Below are 18,093 nucleotides of genomic sequence, written 5' to 3' on the forward strand. Positions count from 1 at the left end.
AATACCGCGCTCAAGTCGCGGTAATTCTCAAACGGGCTATGGGAGAGTATTAAACTGCCCCTTCTTCTTTATTCTAATAAAATCATACTTCATTAAATACGTTAAACTACGTACAACGACTCCAGAGGAAATAGTTCTATCCCGGCTAGTAACAAAACTGACAGCATCTTGAGTACTTATTGTTTTATGATGAGCAGCAGCAACAATTTGCTGCAAATACGTAAGGGGAACAATCTGCTGCGCCCCCATTCCACCTAAATGGTTTGCGATTAATGGTTCTAATTGGTCAAGCGAAGTCTGGCCTGATTTAAAGTAATCGTTGGGCTTTAAAGTGGTACTAGCATGCCCAGAAAAGGTATGAAAAGGATCGGCAAGCAAAGGAGGAACTCCGATTGCTATTTTCGCTTCATTTGTTGCAGCACGACGTCTTGCAGAGAGCTCGTCCCACAAAGCATCATAACGAGGTAAAACTTTACTCCAATGAAAATGCTCTTGCACACGCCGATAGCCTGCCGCCCCCATCTGCTGTCTTAATTCAGGATTTAGATACAATTGCCATAACGCATTCACGCAAGCCCCCACATCAACTGCAGCCATTTGTGCAGTCAATCCTGCATAGGTTAACCAATTAATCCCTTTAGTTAAATAACCCAGACTTAAATCCACTCCACAGCCCGCGGGAGGTAAAATAGTAGGGAGCAGAAAACCATCCACCTCATGACGAACGGTATCTCTGTAACCATCCCAATCAGAGACAATTACCGGCAGTTTATTTGCCATAGCTTCCAATGGAGTGACTCCAAAACTTTCCTGAATATTGTCCGATAAAGACATAAATACATCCGCTCCAGGCCAGATGGCTTTTTTCTTTGCTTCCGTATCCATATCATTAATAAAATGCGTCTTAACTGAGGGACAAAATAATTGAGCCGCCTTTTGATAATGAGTTTTATGTTCTTCCTTATCAAACCACCCAGCTTGCACAAAATGAACTCGACTTTGAGCACCTATACGTTGTGCCAATGCCTCCAATGCCAAATACATAGGAATGGGATGTGCTTTTTCATAAAAGAACAATCGACCAACAAAGAGCACCACATAATCATGCTCAGCAATACCGTATTGCTTACGAAAATTGTTACGATGCACTTCATGGAGTTGTGGGGCAGAAACATCTTCCGGATTAATCCCCAATGGAAGCACTGGTAATTGTAAGGTACACTTTACTGGCTCTTTATAGCGCGTTTTTAGATAATCATGCCACTGGCTAAATAAATTCTCCATCACCCGTTTGGATGCAATGGAAGTGCAAATTATTGCATCCCAATCATGCAAAGGCGCCTGAACTAATTGGGCAACTTCCTCAGCCGTATCCATACCTGCTAAAGCATGTACTAGTCCACAAATACTAAATGAATCTGGACTCATAAATGCTCTAGACCACGCCATTTTATTAATCAGGACATCCGGCTGCATGTAAAGATCCGATTGTTTCAAAGCGGGAACATCACCTTGCATAATTGGATAAAAGGTTTTGAAGGGAGAATCCAGCTCATAATTATTTTTAAACTCATCAAAAAAATGAGCCTGAGCAATATAAGGAGATAATGTAGAACGAGCTCCATATTTAACTAATGCCTTCAGCAAACCATCATTGGCAATTGTATTACCCGCAACACGCGTTACGGTCCGGTAATTAATGGGAGCATAATAAATACTCATTGAAGAATTTATCATAGTACATCCTTTTAAATGTGGCATCCCATTAAACTTAGCAATGGGTCTCATTGAGGTGGTATACAAAAAAATGAATACTCCAGTAACTAACCTTAAAAATCAAGAAAAACAGGATCCCTTATGCCCTGCTTTAATAGTATTTTGGCATTCCTTGGGTATATAATGCCTAAATTTACGAAATTACTTTCAGGAGCAGAAATGCGTGCGTCACAATGGTTTTTAGTTACCCTAAAAGAAACTCCTAACGATGCTGAAATCGTTTCTCATCAATTGATGTTGAGAACAGGGATGATCCGTAAACTGGGCTCAGGGCTTTATACTTGGATGCCTCTAGGACTCAGGGTACTTCGTAAAATAGAACAAATCGTTCGTGAAGAAATGAATCGTACCAATGCCATGGAAGTACTCATGCCATCCGTACAACCTGCGGAGCTTTGGCAAGAAACTGGACGTTGGGAAACTTTTGGTGGACAACTGCTCACCATGAAAGATTCTAACCAAAGAGAATATTGCTACGGTCCAACTCATGAAGAAGTCATTACAGACATTATGCGTAATGAGCTGCAATCTTATAAACAATTACCAGCAAACTTTTATCAAATCCAGACTAAATTCCGAGATGAAATCAGACCACGCTTTGGAGTAATGCGTGCTCGTGAATTTATTATGAAAGATGCTTATTCATTCCACTTAGGCATAGAAAGTTTACAAAAAACTTATCAAGACATGTACCAGGCTTATTGCCGTATTTTTGATCGTATGGGTCTAAAATATCGTGCGGTAGAAGCGGATACAGGCGCTATTGGAGGCTCAGCCTCTCATGAGTTCCAAGTACTGGCTGATTCTGGCGAAGACTTAATTTTCTATAGTGATGCAGGTAGCTATGCAGCGAATATAGAACAAGCTATTAGTCTAAAACCTGAAAAATCAACTAATCCTACGACTCAAAAGATCGCATTGATTGATACACCAAAGCAAAAAACCATTGCTGAAGTGTCAAAATTCCTAAATATCGCAAGTCGCGATATGATCAAAACCTTAATTGTACGTGGTAAAGAGCATCCTATGGTTGCTTTGATTTTACGTGGTGATGATGAACTTAATGAAGTAAAAGCAACAAAACACCCACTCATTGCCTCTCCATTACAATTTATAGATGAAGAAAACATTCTAAAAACACTAAACGCTCCAATTGGTTCGCTAGGACCTATTGGCTTATCCATTCCATTAATTGCAGACCACCATGCGCTTGCTATGGATGAGTTTGTTTGCGGCGCAAACCAAGCGGATAAACATTACCAACATGCCGCCTGGGATAAAGATATCGATGTTTACCAAGCATATGACTTACGTAACGTAAAAGACGGGGATCCAAGCCCAGATGGTCAAGGTACCCTGCGCTCTTGTCGCGGTATTGAAGTTGGCCATGTATTCCAATTAGGCGATAAATATGCCAAAGCAATGAATGCTTCAGTAGTTAATGAACAAGGTCAATTAGAAACGATGTTGATGGGTTGTTATGGTTTAGGGATCACTCGTGTCGTTGCTGCAGCAATAGAGCAACATCATGATGATCAAGGAATTATCTGGCCACAAAATATCGCGCCATTCCAAATGGTGATTATTCCCTTGAATGCGCATAAATCTCAAGTAGTAAAAGACCAAGCAGAAGCCTTGTATCAACAACTTAGTGATGCAGGAGTTGAAGTGTTACTTGATGATCGAAATGAGCGTGCAGGAGCCCTCTTTGCCGATCATGATTTAATTGGTATACCGCATCGTCTGGTGGTTAGCGACCGAAACATTGAGCAGAATTGTGTGGAATATAAATCACGTTCTACTGGTGAAACACAACAAATCTCTCTGAGCACTGCTGTTGCAGATCTAATTAAATTAATTTCACAATAAACCAAATCTATACATAGCCTGGTTGCTTGCAACCAGGTTCTCTTTATTTAATATCCCTATTCTTATTCACTATCTCATTCCCAACACCATGAGGGATCTCATGAATTCGTGGCACCCCGGGATGATGTGCGACACATAATAAATAGAATGCTCACCTCATTAAGTTACGAATTCTGCTGTAAAAATTACTTTTAATATAAAAATTATTCAATGTTTCTTGTCCTTCAACACTAAAATGTTATACTATAACACTTTCAAAGTTGATATGACTTCATTTGCCCCTAACCGCCCACTAAGTGATCATATGAGTAAACAAAAGAAAACACACCATCATCACAAGCATGACCATCATAATCATAGCCATGACCATCATGGCCACAATCACGCTCACCATCATGGACATCACCATGAAAACCATTGGCTGAAAGCTGCTTTAGGTTTACTTTGGGGGGCAGGTTTGCTGGTCTTATCTGTTGCGGGTTTTAGTATTCCCATTACAGCTTACTATGCCATCACCGGATTTACTTCGCTGATGACCTTATACTTGGGACACAACGTTTACCAATCAGCCTGGAGCTCATTTCGTGAAAGCAAATGGGATATGACGACTTTATATACTATTAGTACCCTTAGCATTCTCGTTGTATCGATTGCCAGTATCCTGATTCCTGGGTTACCGATGATGTTTGAAGCCGCCCCCTTAGTTTTAGGTTTTTGGCATTTAGGAGAAGGCATTGAACATACTCTTATTGATCAGATCAATAAAAAATTAGATATCCTTGATTGTATTCCTGAAAAAGTCTTATTAAAAGGCGACATAGATAAAAAAGTATCCGTTAAAAAATTACCCCTTGAGAGTTTGATTGCTATTCAAAAAGGCGAGGTCATTCCTGTTGATGGCGTATTAACCACAGATGCCCTACTTTACACCACTCGAATTGATGGTTCTCCCGAGCTTAAAAGCTTTAAAGCAGGAGATAAAGTAAAGTCTGGTATGCGCTTAGCCGATCATATTCCTTTGCTAGAAATGCGTGTTACCGAAACCTATAAAAACTCTTATCTTTCTTTAGTCGCCAAAGATATTAAGAAAGCCAATGAAGAAAAAGCTCCGATTGAGTTAATAGCGAATAAAATATTGGATTATTTTATTCCTGGCTTGCTCATAACCGCAGCTGTATCCGGAGTAGTTATTAGTTCACTTTTTGGGATTGCGCCTGCAATTCAATGTGTTATCTCTGTCCTTGTAAGTGCCTGCCCCTGTGCCTTAAGTTTAATTACCCCAATGGCGGTTAAAATCGGCATGAACAAAGCCGCGGAACAAGGCATTCAGTTTAGCAATGGTGCAGCATTACAAGCAGCAGCGGATATTGATACGATTGTTTTTGATTTAAACGGTACCCTTACCCAAGGTAAAATGCAGGTACAAGCTCTGCAAATTAGTGATAAAAGACTATTAGCTCATATCGCATTATTAGAACGCAACGCCGATCACCCTGCAGCAAAAACCATCGCCGATTATATTCATAGCCAAGAAGATGCTACCGATGAGCTATTAGAAATAACCAACATCGATAAAAGCCATCATTCAGGTGTACAAGCGCTCATCAATGGCGAACGGTTTCTGATAGGCAATAAAGACATGCTGTTGGCAAATGACATAACACATATTGATGAGCCCTATAATGATCCTAAAAATGGTTCTACTTATATTGTGCGCGGCAACACAGTAATAGGACAAATATCTCTAATGGATCCGTTACGTGAGGACGCGATCGCAGCCGTCAAGCAATTAAAACAGCTTGGTAAAACCGTGCATATTTGTACTGGTGCGGCTCAGGAAACTGCAGAACGATATGCTGCTTTATTAGGTATTGGTAAAGAAAATATTTGCGCCAATGCAGTAGGAGTAGCCACTCAAGCACATGAAGTATCTAAAATTAGTTATATTCAACGATTAAAAGATAAAGGATATAAAGTTGCTATGGTTGGCGATGCAGCCAATGATGCTGCAGCAATTGCAGGAGCTCATATTGGTATTGCAGTTGAATCAAAGATTGGGGATAACAGTGCCAAACAATTTGCCGGAATCGTCGTGCATGAAGGTTTATTATTCCCTATTGCAACAGCATTTGATCTGGCACAAAAAGGAAAGCAAAATATTATTCAAAACTATTTTGTGAGCTTAACCTATAATTCGGCTATTACTTTAGTTGCCTCTGGATTATTTGTTGCAGTAGGTTTTACCCTCACCCCACCACTCGGCATTGCTTTAATGGTGCTTGAAACAAGTGTAGTTTTAAGCAATTTATATCGTTTTAAACAACAAAATGTAGTAGCCACTACTCCTCAAAATAGTAATACAGCTGAGCTTGCGTTGGGTGATTCACCATCAATGATGTCTAAGTTGTTGGGTGCTCGTCCTCAAACAACAGTAACACAAGAAAAAGAGCCATTGGTCTTGAATTTATTTACTACTAATGAATCTTATTCACATCAAACAGCTCTTCAAAGTGGCACAACATATCAATATTAATTGATCTAGGCCGTATTCGCAGTATTATAATACGGCCTACATGGTTAGGCTTTCAAGTAGCTCCTATCCCCCCTATAGTATTCGTTAATTCATCGGCAGCAAATGCAGACCAATTAAATACGCATCCTTTAGATCTTTGAGCCCCATCAAATGGAAGATCTCGTTATGATAAATCAAACTGTTGAAGACATTTACTCAGAACCTGGAGAGAAAGGCTTTATTTTGATAAGGTAAACGATAAGTACTCTACCTCTTTAACAACTCAATATTAAAGCTTCAGAAGAAACTGTCATTATTAGATGATGTAGGTACTTAGAGTGAAGTTATATTCGTGTTTGTGCGACAGCTGCAATCTTTTGCAGGTTAATATCCAGCCAAAATTCCAGCCGCGCCAAACAAATACAGTATAGCTACTTTTTTTTAGAATACTGCTCGAAAAACACTAATTTATGTGTAAGATATTTCTTAAAGTATCGTAAGAGCAAATGGCTCCCGTGGACAAACCACGGGAATTCCAGAAAAGATTAATGAGTTGCTGGTGCTGCAGGAGCTGGGGCCTCTGCGGGCGCTGGAGCAGGAGTTGATGCTTGTGGCTTTTCTGCTAAAGCATCTTCAGAACATGCCGCAGCAATATCATTAATACCTTCATCATATTGCTTATCTGTCAGATTATCTGCTTGTTTGATCAGAGTCATAACTTTAGGTTTAGCGCATTCGCAATAAGCCATAGTGACCTTCTTATTTTCTTCACTCAGGTTAGGATAAATGAGGTTCCATCGATCCTGACAAAACTGAAGAAAGTCACTTTCTTGCGCTTTACTTAAACCCACATCATCTTCCATTGCATCTAATGCATCATGCAATAAAGTACGTGACATACATACGTGAATTGCCTTTTGTATTGCTTCATCACTACCTAAAGGTTGTGATGCAGCACATGCGCAATATTTTTCTCCAAAATTTTTGAAGTCAACTTTATCTTTCGCGGCATCTGCTTTTTCCATCCAAGCATTAGTACAAATTGTTGCAAAGTCTTCTTTGAGATTAGCTTCTTCGGCAAATACAGAAAAAGAGAATAAAGCCGCAGCTGCGATTATTCCCGTGCGCTTCAATAAAGAATAATTCATGATGTATCACTCCTTTGATTAATAATTATTCTTAACTGAGCATAGACGATGTCTGTTCAGTTAGCTACCAAATCATGAGATATATTTCTTAACCATTGCTGTATATACTCTTTACTTTTTATAGTGCCGGAGAGAAATGATGAATGTATTGGTTACTGGTGCCTCAGGATTTATTGCCTCCCAAATTGTTACAGACTTAATTGCTGCAGGACACCGCGTTACTTGCTGTGTCCGCGATGTTGCTTATGCTCAAAATTTATTTCCAACAGCATCGATTATTCCTTGCGATTTTATTCACGACCAATCCAGTGAGGTTTGGAGTGAGCGCTTAGCTAGTATTGATATAGTCATTAATAGTGTTGGTATTCTTTACCATCCTAATGACCAAGTAACCTGGGCAATTCACTATCATACTCCTCGCGCCTTATTCGATGCCTGCGTTAATGCTGGAGTAAAAAAGATTATACAAATTTCCGCATTGGGAATTGAGAAATCGGATGTTGTTTATGCGACCAGTAAGAAAGCAGCGGATGATTATTTACAGAAGGTGCCAATCCAATCCATTATCTTACGCCCCTCTTTAGTTTATGGACGAGGATCCTATGGCGGCTCCTCTTTATTTCGTGGTTTAGCAGGGCTTCCCTGGATTACTCTCGTACCAGATAAAGGAAGCCAAGAATTCCAACCCATTTATCTAGAGGATTTATCAAAGGCCGTCATCAAACTGCTGGAACAGCCCTTAACTCACAGTTTAATATTAAATGCTGTAAGTGCAAAACGTGTTAGCTTAGCTAGCGTTTTAACTCAGATGCGTACTTGGTTAGGTTTTTCGAAAGCAAAATTAATTCACGTCCCTTTGAAATTAATTCGTTTGGGAGCATTAATTGGGGATCGTATACCCTACTCTATTTTTAATACCAATTCATATAAACTACTATTTCAAAACAATGTAACCAGTTATGAAGAAACCCAAAGGTTTCATGAACAAATTGGTTTTACTCCGAGAGAATTCACTGCAGGTCTCTATAGCCATCCCAGCTCAATCCAAGATCGTTGGCATTCGCGACTTTATTTTCTCAAACCCGTATTAAAATTTAGTATTGCTTTTATTTGGTTATTTACCGCCATCTGTTGTCTATTCATTTATCCTCGAGCCGCATCTTATGAATTATTGGCACAAATTGGCGTTAATGTATTTTGGCAACCCATTTTATTTTATGGCGCGAGTATTCTTGATGCTGCCTTAGGGTTAGCGGTATTGTGCTCGAAATCAACGAAAGTGGGACTCTTACAAATTATCTTGATAATAGGCTATAGTGTCATACTTACGTGGAAGCTTCCCTCGTTGTGGTTTGAACCTTTTGCTCCTTTAGCAAAAAATATCCCACTCCTGGCAGCTATACTGGTATCTATGTCTTTGGAGTCTGATCGATAATGCTCTATTTTTGGCTTAAATTCATTCATGTTTTAAGTTCAACCATACTTTTTGGCACCGGGATAGGCACTGCCTGCACGATGCTCTATGGTCATCGCACCGGAAACACCCAGGTTATTGCAGCAACCACACGTTATGTGGTTTTAGCCGATTGGATCTTTACAGGTACTTCAGGGTTCCTCCAACCCCTCACTGGCTTATGGATGGTTTATTTAGCCGGTTATACATGGACTTCTTTATGGGTTATGGGTTCCATTATTGGTTACGCGATCGCTGCTTTTTGTTGGTTTCCTGTTGTGTATCTGCAAATTAAAATGCGCGATTTTGCTGTTGAGGCAGAAGAAAATAAAACCGTACTCCCTCCAATTTACTACCGTTATTTTAAGTACTGGTTTTGCTTAGGCTGGCCTGCGTTTATTAGTTTAATTATTGTTTTTTATTTAATGACGAATAAACCGGCAGGGTTTTGGTTTTAAAACAACATCATGAACATTTTATTTATAGAGGCTCTAATTACCGTGGCTTAACCATGGTAATTCGTGAGCATTTAGAAGAGACCGGTGCAAGCAACCAGGCTGCACTTTTTAAATTATTAGTCTATATTGATTAATAGCTGTTCATATTTTTCGCTTATTTGGGTGCAAGTTACTCCATAACGCTGATTTTACAAGGTAATTTATGAATACAGGTCACATTGCCTGGATGCTAATTTCTTGTGCCTTAGTCATGCTCATGACTCCAGGATTAGCATTCTTTTATTCTGGACTAGTCCCCGAAAGAAATGTATTGAATACAATTAAAATGAGTTTTATTTGCTTAGCTATTGTTCCTTTATTATGGGCTATTCTGGGGTATTCGCTGGTCTTTAGTGCGCATAACCAATGGATTGGGGGGTTAACTTATGTTGGCTTAGCCCATATAGTCGATGCCCATCCGACAGATGGCAACATTCCTCCCCCCCTCTTTATGTTATTTCAAATGATGTTTGCCATCATTTCTCCCGCCATCATCTCTGGCGCTTTTGTTGGACGTATGAAATTTGCTGCCTATTTTTTATTTGTCAGCTTGTGGAGTTTATTTGTTTATGTTCCCTTAGCACATTGGGTTTGGGGACCTAACGGGTGGTTAGCGCAAATTGGGGCTATTGATTTTGCCGGTGGAGTGGTCGTTCATATCAGTGCCGGTTTTTCAGCCTTAGTCGCGGCTTTATTTTTGGGTCCAAGACTTAAGTCATTACACAACAAAGACAAACCCCATAATATCCCTTTCGTAGTGCTTGGCGCGTCATTACTCTGGTTTGGTTGGTTTGGTTTTAATGCGGGTTCAGCCTTAGCTGCTGATGGAATTGCTATAAATGCCGCCATTACCACCATGCTTGGAGCAAGTGCTTCCGTTACCTCTTGGACTCTACTCACCTGGCTCAGAAAAGCTCGGCCTTCCGCTGTTGGCGCTTCTGCTGCGGCAGTAATTGGTTTAGTTGCTATTACCCCCGCCTGCGGTTTTGTTACCCCTATGGGCGCTATTGCTATCGGTAGCCTCAGTGCGATTACAACTCAACTTGTTTTGTTATACATAAATAACATCAAAAAAATCGATGATACGGCAGATGTTTTTGCCTGTCATGGAGTTGCTGGAGTTATGGGTGCAATATTAACAGGTGTTTTTGCTACTACAGTAGTAAATCCGGCAGGTAAAAACGGTTTGCTTGCGGGAAATTATATGCTGCTGTGGCATCAGCTGATTGCGGTTTTCGCCGCCATTGTGATTTCGGTAGCAGGTACAGCATTAATTTTATTTTTATTAAAAAGCATCATGAACATCCGTACGACCCCTAGAGAAGAAATTCAAGGCACGGATATCATTGAGCATGGAGAGAGTGCCTATGATCACTCTGTTGAGCCACCTACCAAAGTATTGAAACGTAGAGGTACATTATCCTAAAGGATGATATGTTCCCTATGTCGCGGGATTCATGGATCCCGCGACATAGCCGCGGGAATTCGAGAGTGAATTATTATTCCGGCTTCAAAAGCTGTATTCTTTAAATTGGCATTATTAAGTGAGCAATTACCCGGAAACTTTACCACAAGCGATGCGAGCACCCCCACCACCTAACGCAGGATTATCACTGTAATTATCTCCACCTTCATGAATCATAACGGAGTGGCCTTGGATGTCTTTGGTGGTTAAACGAGGTGCTAAAGTAGGTGTATTAGCCACGCCTTTACTATCAACCACTAATACGGGCAAATCACCTAAATGGCCTTGTCCATAAGGACCTTGGTGGCTGTTACTTGCCGCTGGATCTAGATGCCCACCCGCCTTCATCGCATGATCACCACAATCAGGATGTTGATGAATATGAAAACCACGAGCCCCTGCGGGAAGACCAGAAAGCTCAGGTTTAATTAACAACCCAAATTTACTGTCTTCAAAAGTAATTTTTCCTACAGTAGCACCTGCTGTATTAGTTACCTCACTAGTCACCGTAGCTGCTTGACTTAGGGATGATCCCAACAAAGCAAGAACGCCTAGAGCAAACACTCCCTTATACTTAATTTTGTTCATAATCTATCCTTAAAAAGTTACGCCATAAATTGTAGCCTAAAATTCCTCTATTATGATACGCTTATCCCTCCATAACTAATGTAGGGACGCATATGTATTTTAAAATTAGGAATACCCTAGGGCCTTTGTTGTTAATTCTTACCTGCCCTATTTTTGTCATGCTAATGTGGTATACCAATACTGAATTAAAAGGCTCTTTATCAGCACTCTGGAGCCTAATGAATGAGCAAGGCTTTTTTCAAACGATCTACAACGTCTGGCAACCTTATTTTTGGGGCTCAGCTACAGCCTGGAAAATTATTTTTACTTTTATTGTATTTGAATTAGCGTTAATGCGTTTGCTGCCAGGTAAAGCATTTGATGGCCCGGTTACTCCTAAAGGAAATGTGCCTACTTATAAAGAAAATGGACCTTTAGCATTCGTTACCACTATGGGGCTTTTTTGTGTAGCCAGTTTTGGTTTGAACTTATTCCCAGCGACCATCCTCTATGATAATTTGGGAGCATTATTCGGTGCATTAAACATTTTTAGCCTTGTCTTTTGTCTGTTCTTATACCTTAAAGGACGTTTTGCTCCCTCAAGCACAGATTCAGGCATTACCAATAACTTTATATTTGACTACTACTGGGGTACCGAGCTTTATCCAAAAGTTCTAGGTTTTAGCATTAAAAAATTTATTACCTGTCGTTTCGGTATGATGAGCTGGGGCTTATTCCTGATTTCCTATTGTGCCAAACAAAGTGAATTAAGTGGCATCTCTAATTCCATGTTGGTGTCTGTAGCCTTACAATTCATCTATTTAGGTAAGTTCTATCTCTGGGAAAAAGGCTATTTACGTTCTCTAGACATCATGCATGATCGCGCGGGCTTTTATATTTGCTGGGGTTGTCTGGTCTGGGTTCCTTGTATCTACACCTCACCAAGCATGTACTTAGTGCTACACCCCATTCAGCTAAGCCCCTGGTTAGCAGCTACCTTCTTCATTTTAGGTGCAGCCGGTATCATTATTAATTATCTGGCCGACAAACAAAGATTAGTAACCCGAGCAACCGATGGTGATTGTAAAGTTTGGGGTAAAAAGCCGGTTACTTTAGTAGCCCATTACCAAACCACTGAGGGTGATAAAAAAGAAACGATCCTACTCGCTTCTGGTTGGTGGGGTGTTGCCCGACATTTTCACTACATTCCTGAACTTGCAGGTACATTCTTCTGGTCGGTTCCCGCTTTATTTGAAAATTTCTCTCCTTACTTCTATATTTGTTTTCTAACCGTTCTTTTAGTCGATCGTGCTTTTCGTGATGATCAACGATGCTCTGAGAAATACGGTCATTATTGGAGTAAATATTGTGAGTTGGTTCCATACAAAATCGTTCCGTTTTTGATTTGATACACTCCTCAGTTTTATTTCAATATCCCCTCCTTCGTCTTTAGAAGGAAGGGGACCTATATTTACAGTCGCAAAACAATCAAGATTTCCAGGTACCTCACTCACGGTGAGATGCTCTTGGTTTGTGTGCTCCATTACGATAGCAATCGCCCAAAAAGTACGGTATTTTGAAGAAGAACTAGAAACAATAAGGAGATTGGGACTATGGAAACAGATGAGCATATTGAACTAGGTAATGCGACTAGACTACGGATGGAACTATTTAAGGATAACCCGTATGTCAAATCTGCTCCCGATGGCACTCCGCTGATAGACATTCAGGGTCTTGATGCTAATGGCATGCCCATATCAATTAATCTAAACGATATACCTGTGGGGATAATTATAGGTATGTCAGGTGATTATTTTGGTGGTCGAGAGGTAGCCTATGAACTGCCAATGATTAATGACTTTAAGCGCAATAAAGCAACATTTAACAGGGATGGCTCATGCGAAACTCTAGGACAACTATTAAACAAGATGCCAATTACTGAGGAACAAGCTCACAAATTGGTGTGCTCGTATAAACGGTTTGCTAATGAAGATGTCACTCAAAAAGACATCAATACGATTTTAACAATTAATAGTGCAAGCTATATTCCTTTTTCCTCAACCCTAAATTCTTATGTGCAACAACTGATGTTTGCGTTGCGGGTAAATAACTATAGTGAAATATTAAATCGGAATTTATCCCATTTTACTCCCTGGTCAGTCCGTGCTTATACTATTGGTCATCATCTTGCTCTTCAATATGCACGCCTTTCTTATGAGTTAAAACAACTCGCGGATAATTCGGATTATCAATCTGATAATGAAGAGTTCAATCGCATTCGTGGCATCTTAGAAAATACACCCAATGGTTTAGCAACCGAAAATGTGCAAGACCTATCTTATCGCTATCAAGCACTTTCTCTGAGCATGGAATATTTTTGCTTCCATTATTATACGGACCATTTTGCAGCAGGCCATGGTGCATTTATGGGCGATTTACGGGCCATATTACCTGAACGCTTCGGCACTTTAGGTAGTATCTTAGTCAACAATCTCCATGACGAATTAAACCGAGTCGCCGTTTATACTAAAAAACCTTATGATCCCACCCCAAATCCTGAAGACCCTCCCGTAATAGCTGGTGGAGATGGCGACTTTGATGCCCCCAACAACCATTTTAATAAATTAGCTTGTATCGCGGGTATGCAAAGTTCATTAGAAGATCTGAATAAGGTATTCATTGGTGAAGCAATACCGCGACAAAACCAATATGGTGGATTCGAAAGCATGCCAGATATTGACGATAATTATCGCCAACCTCAACCCCTAATTATTCTGGGCGAAGACAATAAGGTTTATCGTCGTACTCACGTAAGTGAGATTAAAACTTTATCTCCATCTCAATTAAAAGCAGCCCTTGCTGATCCGGAAAATAATGGCTATACCGAGTTATCGAATAAATGGGATGCATTTCGTTTGGTATTCAAGTTACGCATTTTACCTTTTTTTTACGAAGGCAAACTGCTGCCACTCACCTCCACGCAACTGCAAACCATTGTGGAAGAAGAGACAATTCTCAATCCAGGAAGAGCACCCATCCCAACGCCACAAACTGCGTTTCCTGTGCAAATCCCGGTGGCTACACAGCCCGCTTGGCAGATACCAGCCACCCGTGCTACGGTTAGTGAAGGCTTAAGAAGGAACAGTATATTAGCCACAGATACATCAGCAAGAATACCAAGTGTAGATGTAGAGCTGGAACTAGCTACTGAGCCATCGATGGCAATGTAACATTAGTTGTAGCCTTGATGCAGTACAACGTAATCAAGGGATGCGGAATCTACTAAGCATTCCAAACCTTGATTATTCTGGGCTATATCAAGGCTACGTTTATTAAAAAACAGATATGGATTTGTAGCCAATTTGGATGATTCATCAACTTTATCTTCTGTTTTAGACAATTCATCATTTGCCGCTCTTTTTTTATGGCGCCGTCGCTTTTTAATATAGTGAAGCACCATGTATGCTCGGGCTAATTCCACCTTGTGATTTTGAAATAATTCGCGAATCTTTTTAAACTGTTCTGTAGTAAGTAGGAAGAATAATAAATTATGCTCACACGTATAATTATATTTATTACGAGCATAGGTGCTTTCATTAAGTTCATCGATTTTATTGTATATCGAATTATGCTTACGAAGCGCGTGTAAATAAGCGATTAATAAAGGATAAGCTGCCTCGCGTAACTCCGTTTTTTCCTTGATAATCGGCTTAAATGGCTCGACGTCCTTTACAGATACATCCAGTTTCAACCGAGTCAATTCCATTCGCTAACCATCCTTGTTCCGAACTCACGTTAATTACTACTGATGCATTCCTTGCTAGTATTTTTCAGTATAGTATTAATCCCCCAGAAATGACCACAATATAAGCATAAAGATCTTATTCTGTGTTTTATGATATTTATGTGGGCTTAAGTTGATAACAGCCAATAAGCTCCGCATACAATTAATCTGTGCTAAACTGATTAAAATTAGAACAATTGAGTGTGCTATGAATCCTGGTTTTTTCCAGTCTGGAAGAGACATTTTTATGTTAGCTTTACAGACGAACGATTTAATACCATTGAGAAATGCATTAGCGCCTAAGACTCTTTGTCGCCTAGCACTTTCAGGAGATGGATGGATTCAATCTGATGCTCTGGATGCACTTTTTGAGCAATCTACTGCGGAAGCTAGAGCATTTCAGCGATTAGTACTCGCCTCGTGGGTAAAGCATCCTGAGATAACGTTAATTCCTGATGATGATAAGTTAAAAAGTTATTTACCAACTCTACCTCAATCTGAACAAATATTAATTCTTCTACTAATGGCTAAGAAAAAAGGTATGTCTTATTCAATCCCCGACTGGCGTACTGCTCAATATTGGATTTTCCCTTGTCTGCATGATTTTCAACGTGAGCATTTATTCTCTTCATTGTCTCATGAAATAATCTACTTGACTGAAGAGGCGACACAAAACACTCCTTCTGAAAAATGTCGAAGCAAATGGTCTTTGAATGACATAATCGAGCTTCTATATTTTAAAGAAGCGGAGCAATTGCTTCCTGAAGTTATCACCGCGCTAAAAAAATCACCTATATTATTGACAACGTGCTCATTAAAAAATATACATGCGCTGATTACCTTGCTTTCTGATGAGGATAAATTCACAATTATGGATGAACTTCTCTCTCATCCCTTTTTAAGAAATGCTGATAAAAAAGACTATAAAGCATATAAAAAATTCCCTCTGTGGTCTCTTGATAAAATTTTAAGTCCTCTTTTGGAATCGATGTCTAGTGAAAAAAGAGCCCTATGTTTTGATAAACATGCAGCGTATTTTTTAATCAATTATTCAGAAAAAAACCGGATTTGGAAACCCTTTCCTAACCAATTCCTAATCGCCGCGTTACCTTATCTTGATAAAGCATCCATTAATCAGCTTACCCATAATTTTTTGATTTATTTGAAGAAGGCCTTTAATCGTTCTAAGGAACATGCAGAGTTAGGATTAACACTTATGCCATATTTAGATACCTTTTCTTTAGAGTTAATAGCCTCACATTATTTGTGTCCAGGAAGCTTAAGTCGCCAACAACTCCACAGAGCATGGGCATTTTTATCCGTACGCGTATTTCCACAATGTTTGAATTTAATCGATACTTGGATTAAAGAAAAAGGATTTAAGGATTGCCTCAAAAACTTTTTCTTTGATTTCAACTTTCCTTTGCCTGCAGAAAAACAACAGGCTTACTTTCAACAACTTTATGTCGAGATAAAAAAAGAAGAAAAAGCAATACCACTAAAAGAGGCTGAAGCTTATGCCCGTCTATTATGCGTGTGGTCTATACCCAATAATGAGGCGGATCAAAAAATGGTTTATGATGGATTAATAAAGATATTATTTACACCATCTGTGGCAGGCGAAGAGACATTAAGACCCGAAGCCCGATTTATTTGTGAAGCATTTTGCAATGCCACAGAGCCTATCACTCATTTGCCCATATCTCTGGTAGAGATTTTGAAAGGACATGGATTAGATATGGATCAACCTTTAAGACCATTTTTAGTTCTTCCTGATCCTTATGAATTACTAAGAACAGTTCCACTAAAAGAACGCTGCACCATATTAAATATGTTACAAGAATGGGATCAGCACTTAGATAATTATCTTAATAATAATGAAACGGCATTTGAAGCAATAAACCCTTTACTGGAATGGGCAGATGCAAGCAATAGTTTTTCCCAACATCAAGATCATAATCTGCAACATACCAGTCATTTGGCCTATCAACTAGGATTAAAGTTATTGAACTCCTATCTTTTGTCGTGTTCATTAGAACAATTACCCCTTATGCAGCAACTCATCGATGAGGGTTTATCCGTTTATGCGTACCCATCAGTGGCATTCTATAGAAACTATACTGAGCTTGATAAATTAAATCGCTTATCATGGATTACCACCTTCAGCCAGGATTACATGAGGCCGGAACCGACATCTTGGTGTACCATATTGTAAATGCTTTAATTTTAAACACCAATCACCCCCATCTCAATAAAACGTGGTTTTCTATGGATCCGACTACCATGGGTTTATTTTCAATTTTGTGTAATTTATGAGAAATTTTTTAATAAAAGGACTTAGAATGAACCTAAAGATTTTTCACTCAGAAAGGGATGAGCTTATTTTAACTTTAAAAATAAAGAGTTAGCTCAAATACTGACACCACGGACTCTTTATCGCTTAGCATTATCAGGTGCCCCATGGATTCAATCTGAAGCCCTGGATGTACTTTTTAAACAATCCACTGCTGAGGCTAGAACATTTCAAAGATTTGTTCTCACTTCATGGATTGCGCGCTCAGAAAATATGTTAATTCCTGAAGATGATAATTTAAAAGATTATCTACCTACTTTAGCTGAACCTGAGCGGTTATTTAGGCTTGTACTGATGACTAAAAGAAAAAAATTGGCTTATCCAATTCAAGATGGTTATACCATTAGTTATTGGCATTTTCCTTGGATAAACCATCATCATAAGAAATTATTCACTGTATTATCGGGCCAAGTAAAACTCTTGGTTAAAGAAGTAATGGAAGGCGACGAACTGCAAGAAAATCAAAGAGTACAATATTTTGGCGATATGATTGATTTTCTTTATTTTAAAGAAAATACACAATTCCTTTCTCAGATTACCACCACGCTAAAAAATACACCTCTTTTATTGACCACCTGCTCATGACAAAATTTATATGCACTGCTTACTTTGCTTTCTGATGAGGATAAATTCGTAATTAACCAGTTATATTGTTTATCCCGGATTGCG

General features: G+C 39.4%; 13 protein-coding genes. 9 read left to right on the forward strand and 4 right to left on the reverse strand.

The features are described from left to right. Positions 1 to 36: 36 nt before the first annotated feature. The gene (locus E1P08_RS11250) at positions 37 to 1,737 is read right to left on the reverse strand and encodes a glycosyltransferase family 4 protein (protein ID WP_165485160.1); all 1,701 of its coding nucleotides are present in this window, start codon (positions 1,735 to 1,737) and stop codon (positions 37 to 39) included. Between the two features lie 198 nt (positions 1,738 to 1,935). Between E1P08_RS11250 and E1P08_RS11255 the strand changes: the two genes are divergently transcribed. Beyond that, a complete protein-coding gene (locus tag E1P08_RS11255) occupies positions 1,936 to 3,645 on the forward strand; it encodes a proline--tRNA ligase (protein WP_133137225.1) in 1,710 nt (569 codons plus the stop codon). Positions 3,646 to 3,949: 304 nt separating this feature from the next. Next, positions 3,950 to 6,178: a heavy metal translocating P-type ATPase gene (locus tag E1P08_RS11260; RefSeq protein WP_242602434.1), complete on the forward strand. Its 2,229-nt coding sequence runs from the start codon at positions 3,950 to 3,952 to the stop codon at positions 6,176 to 6,178. A 524-nt stretch (positions 6,179 to 6,702) separates the two neighbouring features. Here the strand turns inward: E1P08_RS11260 and E1P08_RS11265 are convergent. Then, a complete protein-coding gene (locus tag E1P08_RS11265; RefSeq protein ID WP_133137126.1) occupies positions 6,703 to 7,305 on the reverse strand; it encodes a hypothetical protein in 603 nt (200 codons plus the stop codon). A gap of 136 nt (positions 7,306 to 7,441) precedes the next feature. Between E1P08_RS11265 and E1P08_RS11270 the strand changes: the two genes are divergently transcribed. The 3 genes from E1P08_RS11270 to E1P08_RS11280 all read left to right on the forward strand — a co-directional run bounded on the left by E1P08_RS11270 (position 7,442) and on the right by E1P08_RS11280 (position 10,681). Beyond that, entirely contained in the window at positions 7,442 to 8,740 is a 1,299-nt protein-coding gene (locus E1P08_RS11270) for an NAD(P)H-binding protein (RefSeq protein WP_242602435.1), read from the forward strand. Beyond that, a complete protein-coding gene (locus tag E1P08_RS11275; protein ID WP_133137127.1) occupies positions 8,740 to 9,216 on the forward strand; it encodes a DUF2269 family protein in 477 nt (158 codons plus the stop codon). The genes E1P08_RS11270 and E1P08_RS11275 overlap by 1 nt, the downstream gene beginning before the upstream one ends. Before the next feature lie 202 nt (positions 9,217 to 9,418). Then, positions 9,419 to 10,681 (forward strand): ammonium transporter, encoded by a 1,263-nt coding sequence (locus tag E1P08_RS11280; RefSeq protein ID WP_133137128.1) that lies wholly within the window; start codon positions 9,419 to 9,421, stop codon positions 10,679 to 10,681. A 126-nt stretch (positions 10,682 to 10,807) separates the two neighbouring features. On the opposite strand, the gene E1P08_RS11285 is transcribed toward E1P08_RS11280, so the two are convergent. Beyond that, a complete protein-coding gene (locus E1P08_RS11285; RefSeq protein WP_133137129.1) occupies positions 10,808 to 11,308 on the reverse strand; it encodes a superoxide dismutase family protein in 501 nt (166 codons plus the stop codon). Between the two features lie 92 nt (positions 11,309 to 11,400). Between E1P08_RS11285 and E1P08_RS11290 the strand changes: the two genes are divergently transcribed. Both E1P08_RS11290 and E1P08_RS11295 read left to right on the forward strand, forming a co-directional pair. After that, positions 11,401 to 12,696 (forward strand): phosphatidylethanolamine N-methyltransferase family domain-containing protein, encoded by a 1,296-nt coding sequence (locus E1P08_RS11290; protein ID WP_133137130.1) that lies wholly within the window; start codon positions 11,401 to 11,403, stop codon positions 12,694 to 12,696. 204 nt (positions 12,697 to 12,900) lie between these two features. Then, complete coding sequence (locus E1P08_RS11295) at positions 12,901 to 14,517, forward strand: hypothetical protein (RefSeq protein ID WP_133137131.1); 1,617 nt, start codon at positions 12,901 to 12,903, stop codon at positions 14,515 to 14,517. Between the two features lie 2 nt (positions 14,518 to 14,519). Here the strand turns inward: E1P08_RS11295 and E1P08_RS11300 are convergent, their stop codons facing one another. Then, on the reverse strand, positions 14,520 to 15,053 hold the full coding sequence (locus E1P08_RS11300; RefSeq protein WP_133137132.1) for a hypothetical protein: 534 nt from the start codon (positions 15,051 to 15,053) through the stop codon (positions 14,520 to 14,522). A 226-nt stretch (positions 15,054 to 15,279) separates the two neighbouring features. On the opposite strand from E1P08_RS11300, the gene E1P08_RS11305 reads away from it, so the two are divergent. Further along, positions 15,280 to 17,286, forward strand: coding sequence for a hypothetical protein (locus tag E1P08_RS11305; RefSeq protein WP_133137133.1), 2,007 nt, complete (start codon positions 15,280 to 15,282; stop codon positions 17,284 to 17,286). Between the two features lie 351 nt (positions 17,287 to 17,637). Then, the gene (locus tag E1P08_RS11310) at positions 17,638 to 18,009 is read left to right on the forward strand and encodes a hypothetical protein (RefSeq protein WP_133137134.1); all 372 of its coding nucleotides are present in this window, start codon (positions 17,638 to 17,640) and stop codon (positions 18,007 to 18,009) included. The last annotated feature ends 84 nt before the right edge of the window (positions 18,010 to 18,093 follow it).

It is taken from the genome of Legionella rowbothamii (assembly GCF_900639985.1).
Taxonomy (GTDB): domain Bacteria; phylum Pseudomonadota; class Gammaproteobacteria; order Legionellales; family Legionellaceae; genus Legionella; species Legionella rowbothamii.

What these genes read in the sequence shown, in the direction of transcription:
- E1P08_RS11295 (WP_133137131.1), top strand. Translation starts at nt 12,901, where the DNA reads ATGGAAACAGATGAGCATATTGAACTAGGTAATGCGACTAGACTACGG.
- E1P08_RS11290 (WP_133137130.1), top strand. Translation starts at nt 11,401, where the DNA reads ATGTATTTTAAAATTAGGAATACCCTAGGGCCTTTGTTGTTAATTCTT.
- E1P08_RS11305 (WP_133137133.1), top strand. Translation starts at nt 15,280, where the DNA reads ATGAATCCTGGTTTTTTCCAGTCTGGAAGAGACATTTTTATGTTAGCT.
- E1P08_RS11270 (WP_242602435.1), top strand. Translation starts at nt 7,442, where the DNA reads ATGATGAATGTATTGGTTACTGGTGCCTCAGGATTTATTGCCTCCCAA.
- E1P08_RS11250 (WP_165485160.1), bottom strand. Translation starts at nt 1,737, where the DNA reads ATGATAAATTCTTCAATGAGTATTTATTATGCTCCCATTAATTACCGG.
- E1P08_RS11255 (WP_133137225.1), top strand. Translation starts at nt 1,936, where the DNA reads ATGCGTGCGTCACAATGGTTTTTAGTTACCCTAAAAGAAACTCCTAAC.
- E1P08_RS11310 (WP_133137134.1), top strand. Translation starts at nt 17,638, where the DNA reads ATGTTAATTCCTGAAGATGATAATTTAAAAGATTATCTACCTACTTTA.
- E1P08_RS11285 (WP_133137129.1), bottom strand. Translation starts at nt 11,308, where the DNA reads ATGAACAAAATTAAGTATAAGGGAGTGTTTGCTCTAGGCGTTCTTGCT.
- E1P08_RS11265 (WP_133137126.1), bottom strand. Translation starts at nt 7,305, where the DNA reads ATGAATTATTCTTTATTGAAGCGCACGGGAATAATCGCAGCTGCGGCT.
- E1P08_RS11300 (WP_133137132.1), bottom strand. Translation starts at nt 15,053, where the DNA reads ATGGAATTGACTCGGTTGAAACTGGATGTATCTGTAAAGGACGTCGAG.
- E1P08_RS11280 (WP_133137128.1), top strand. Translation starts at nt 9,419, where the DNA reads ATGAATACAGGTCACATTGCCTGGATGCTAATTTCTTGTGCCTTAGTC.
- E1P08_RS11260 (WP_242602434.1), top strand. Translation starts at nt 3,950, where the DNA reads ATGAGTAAACAAAAGAAAACACACCATCATCACAAGCATGACCATCAT.
- E1P08_RS11275 (WP_133137127.1), top strand. Translation starts at nt 8,740, where the DNA reads ATGCTCTATTTTTGGCTTAAATTCATTCATGTTTTAAGTTCAACCATA.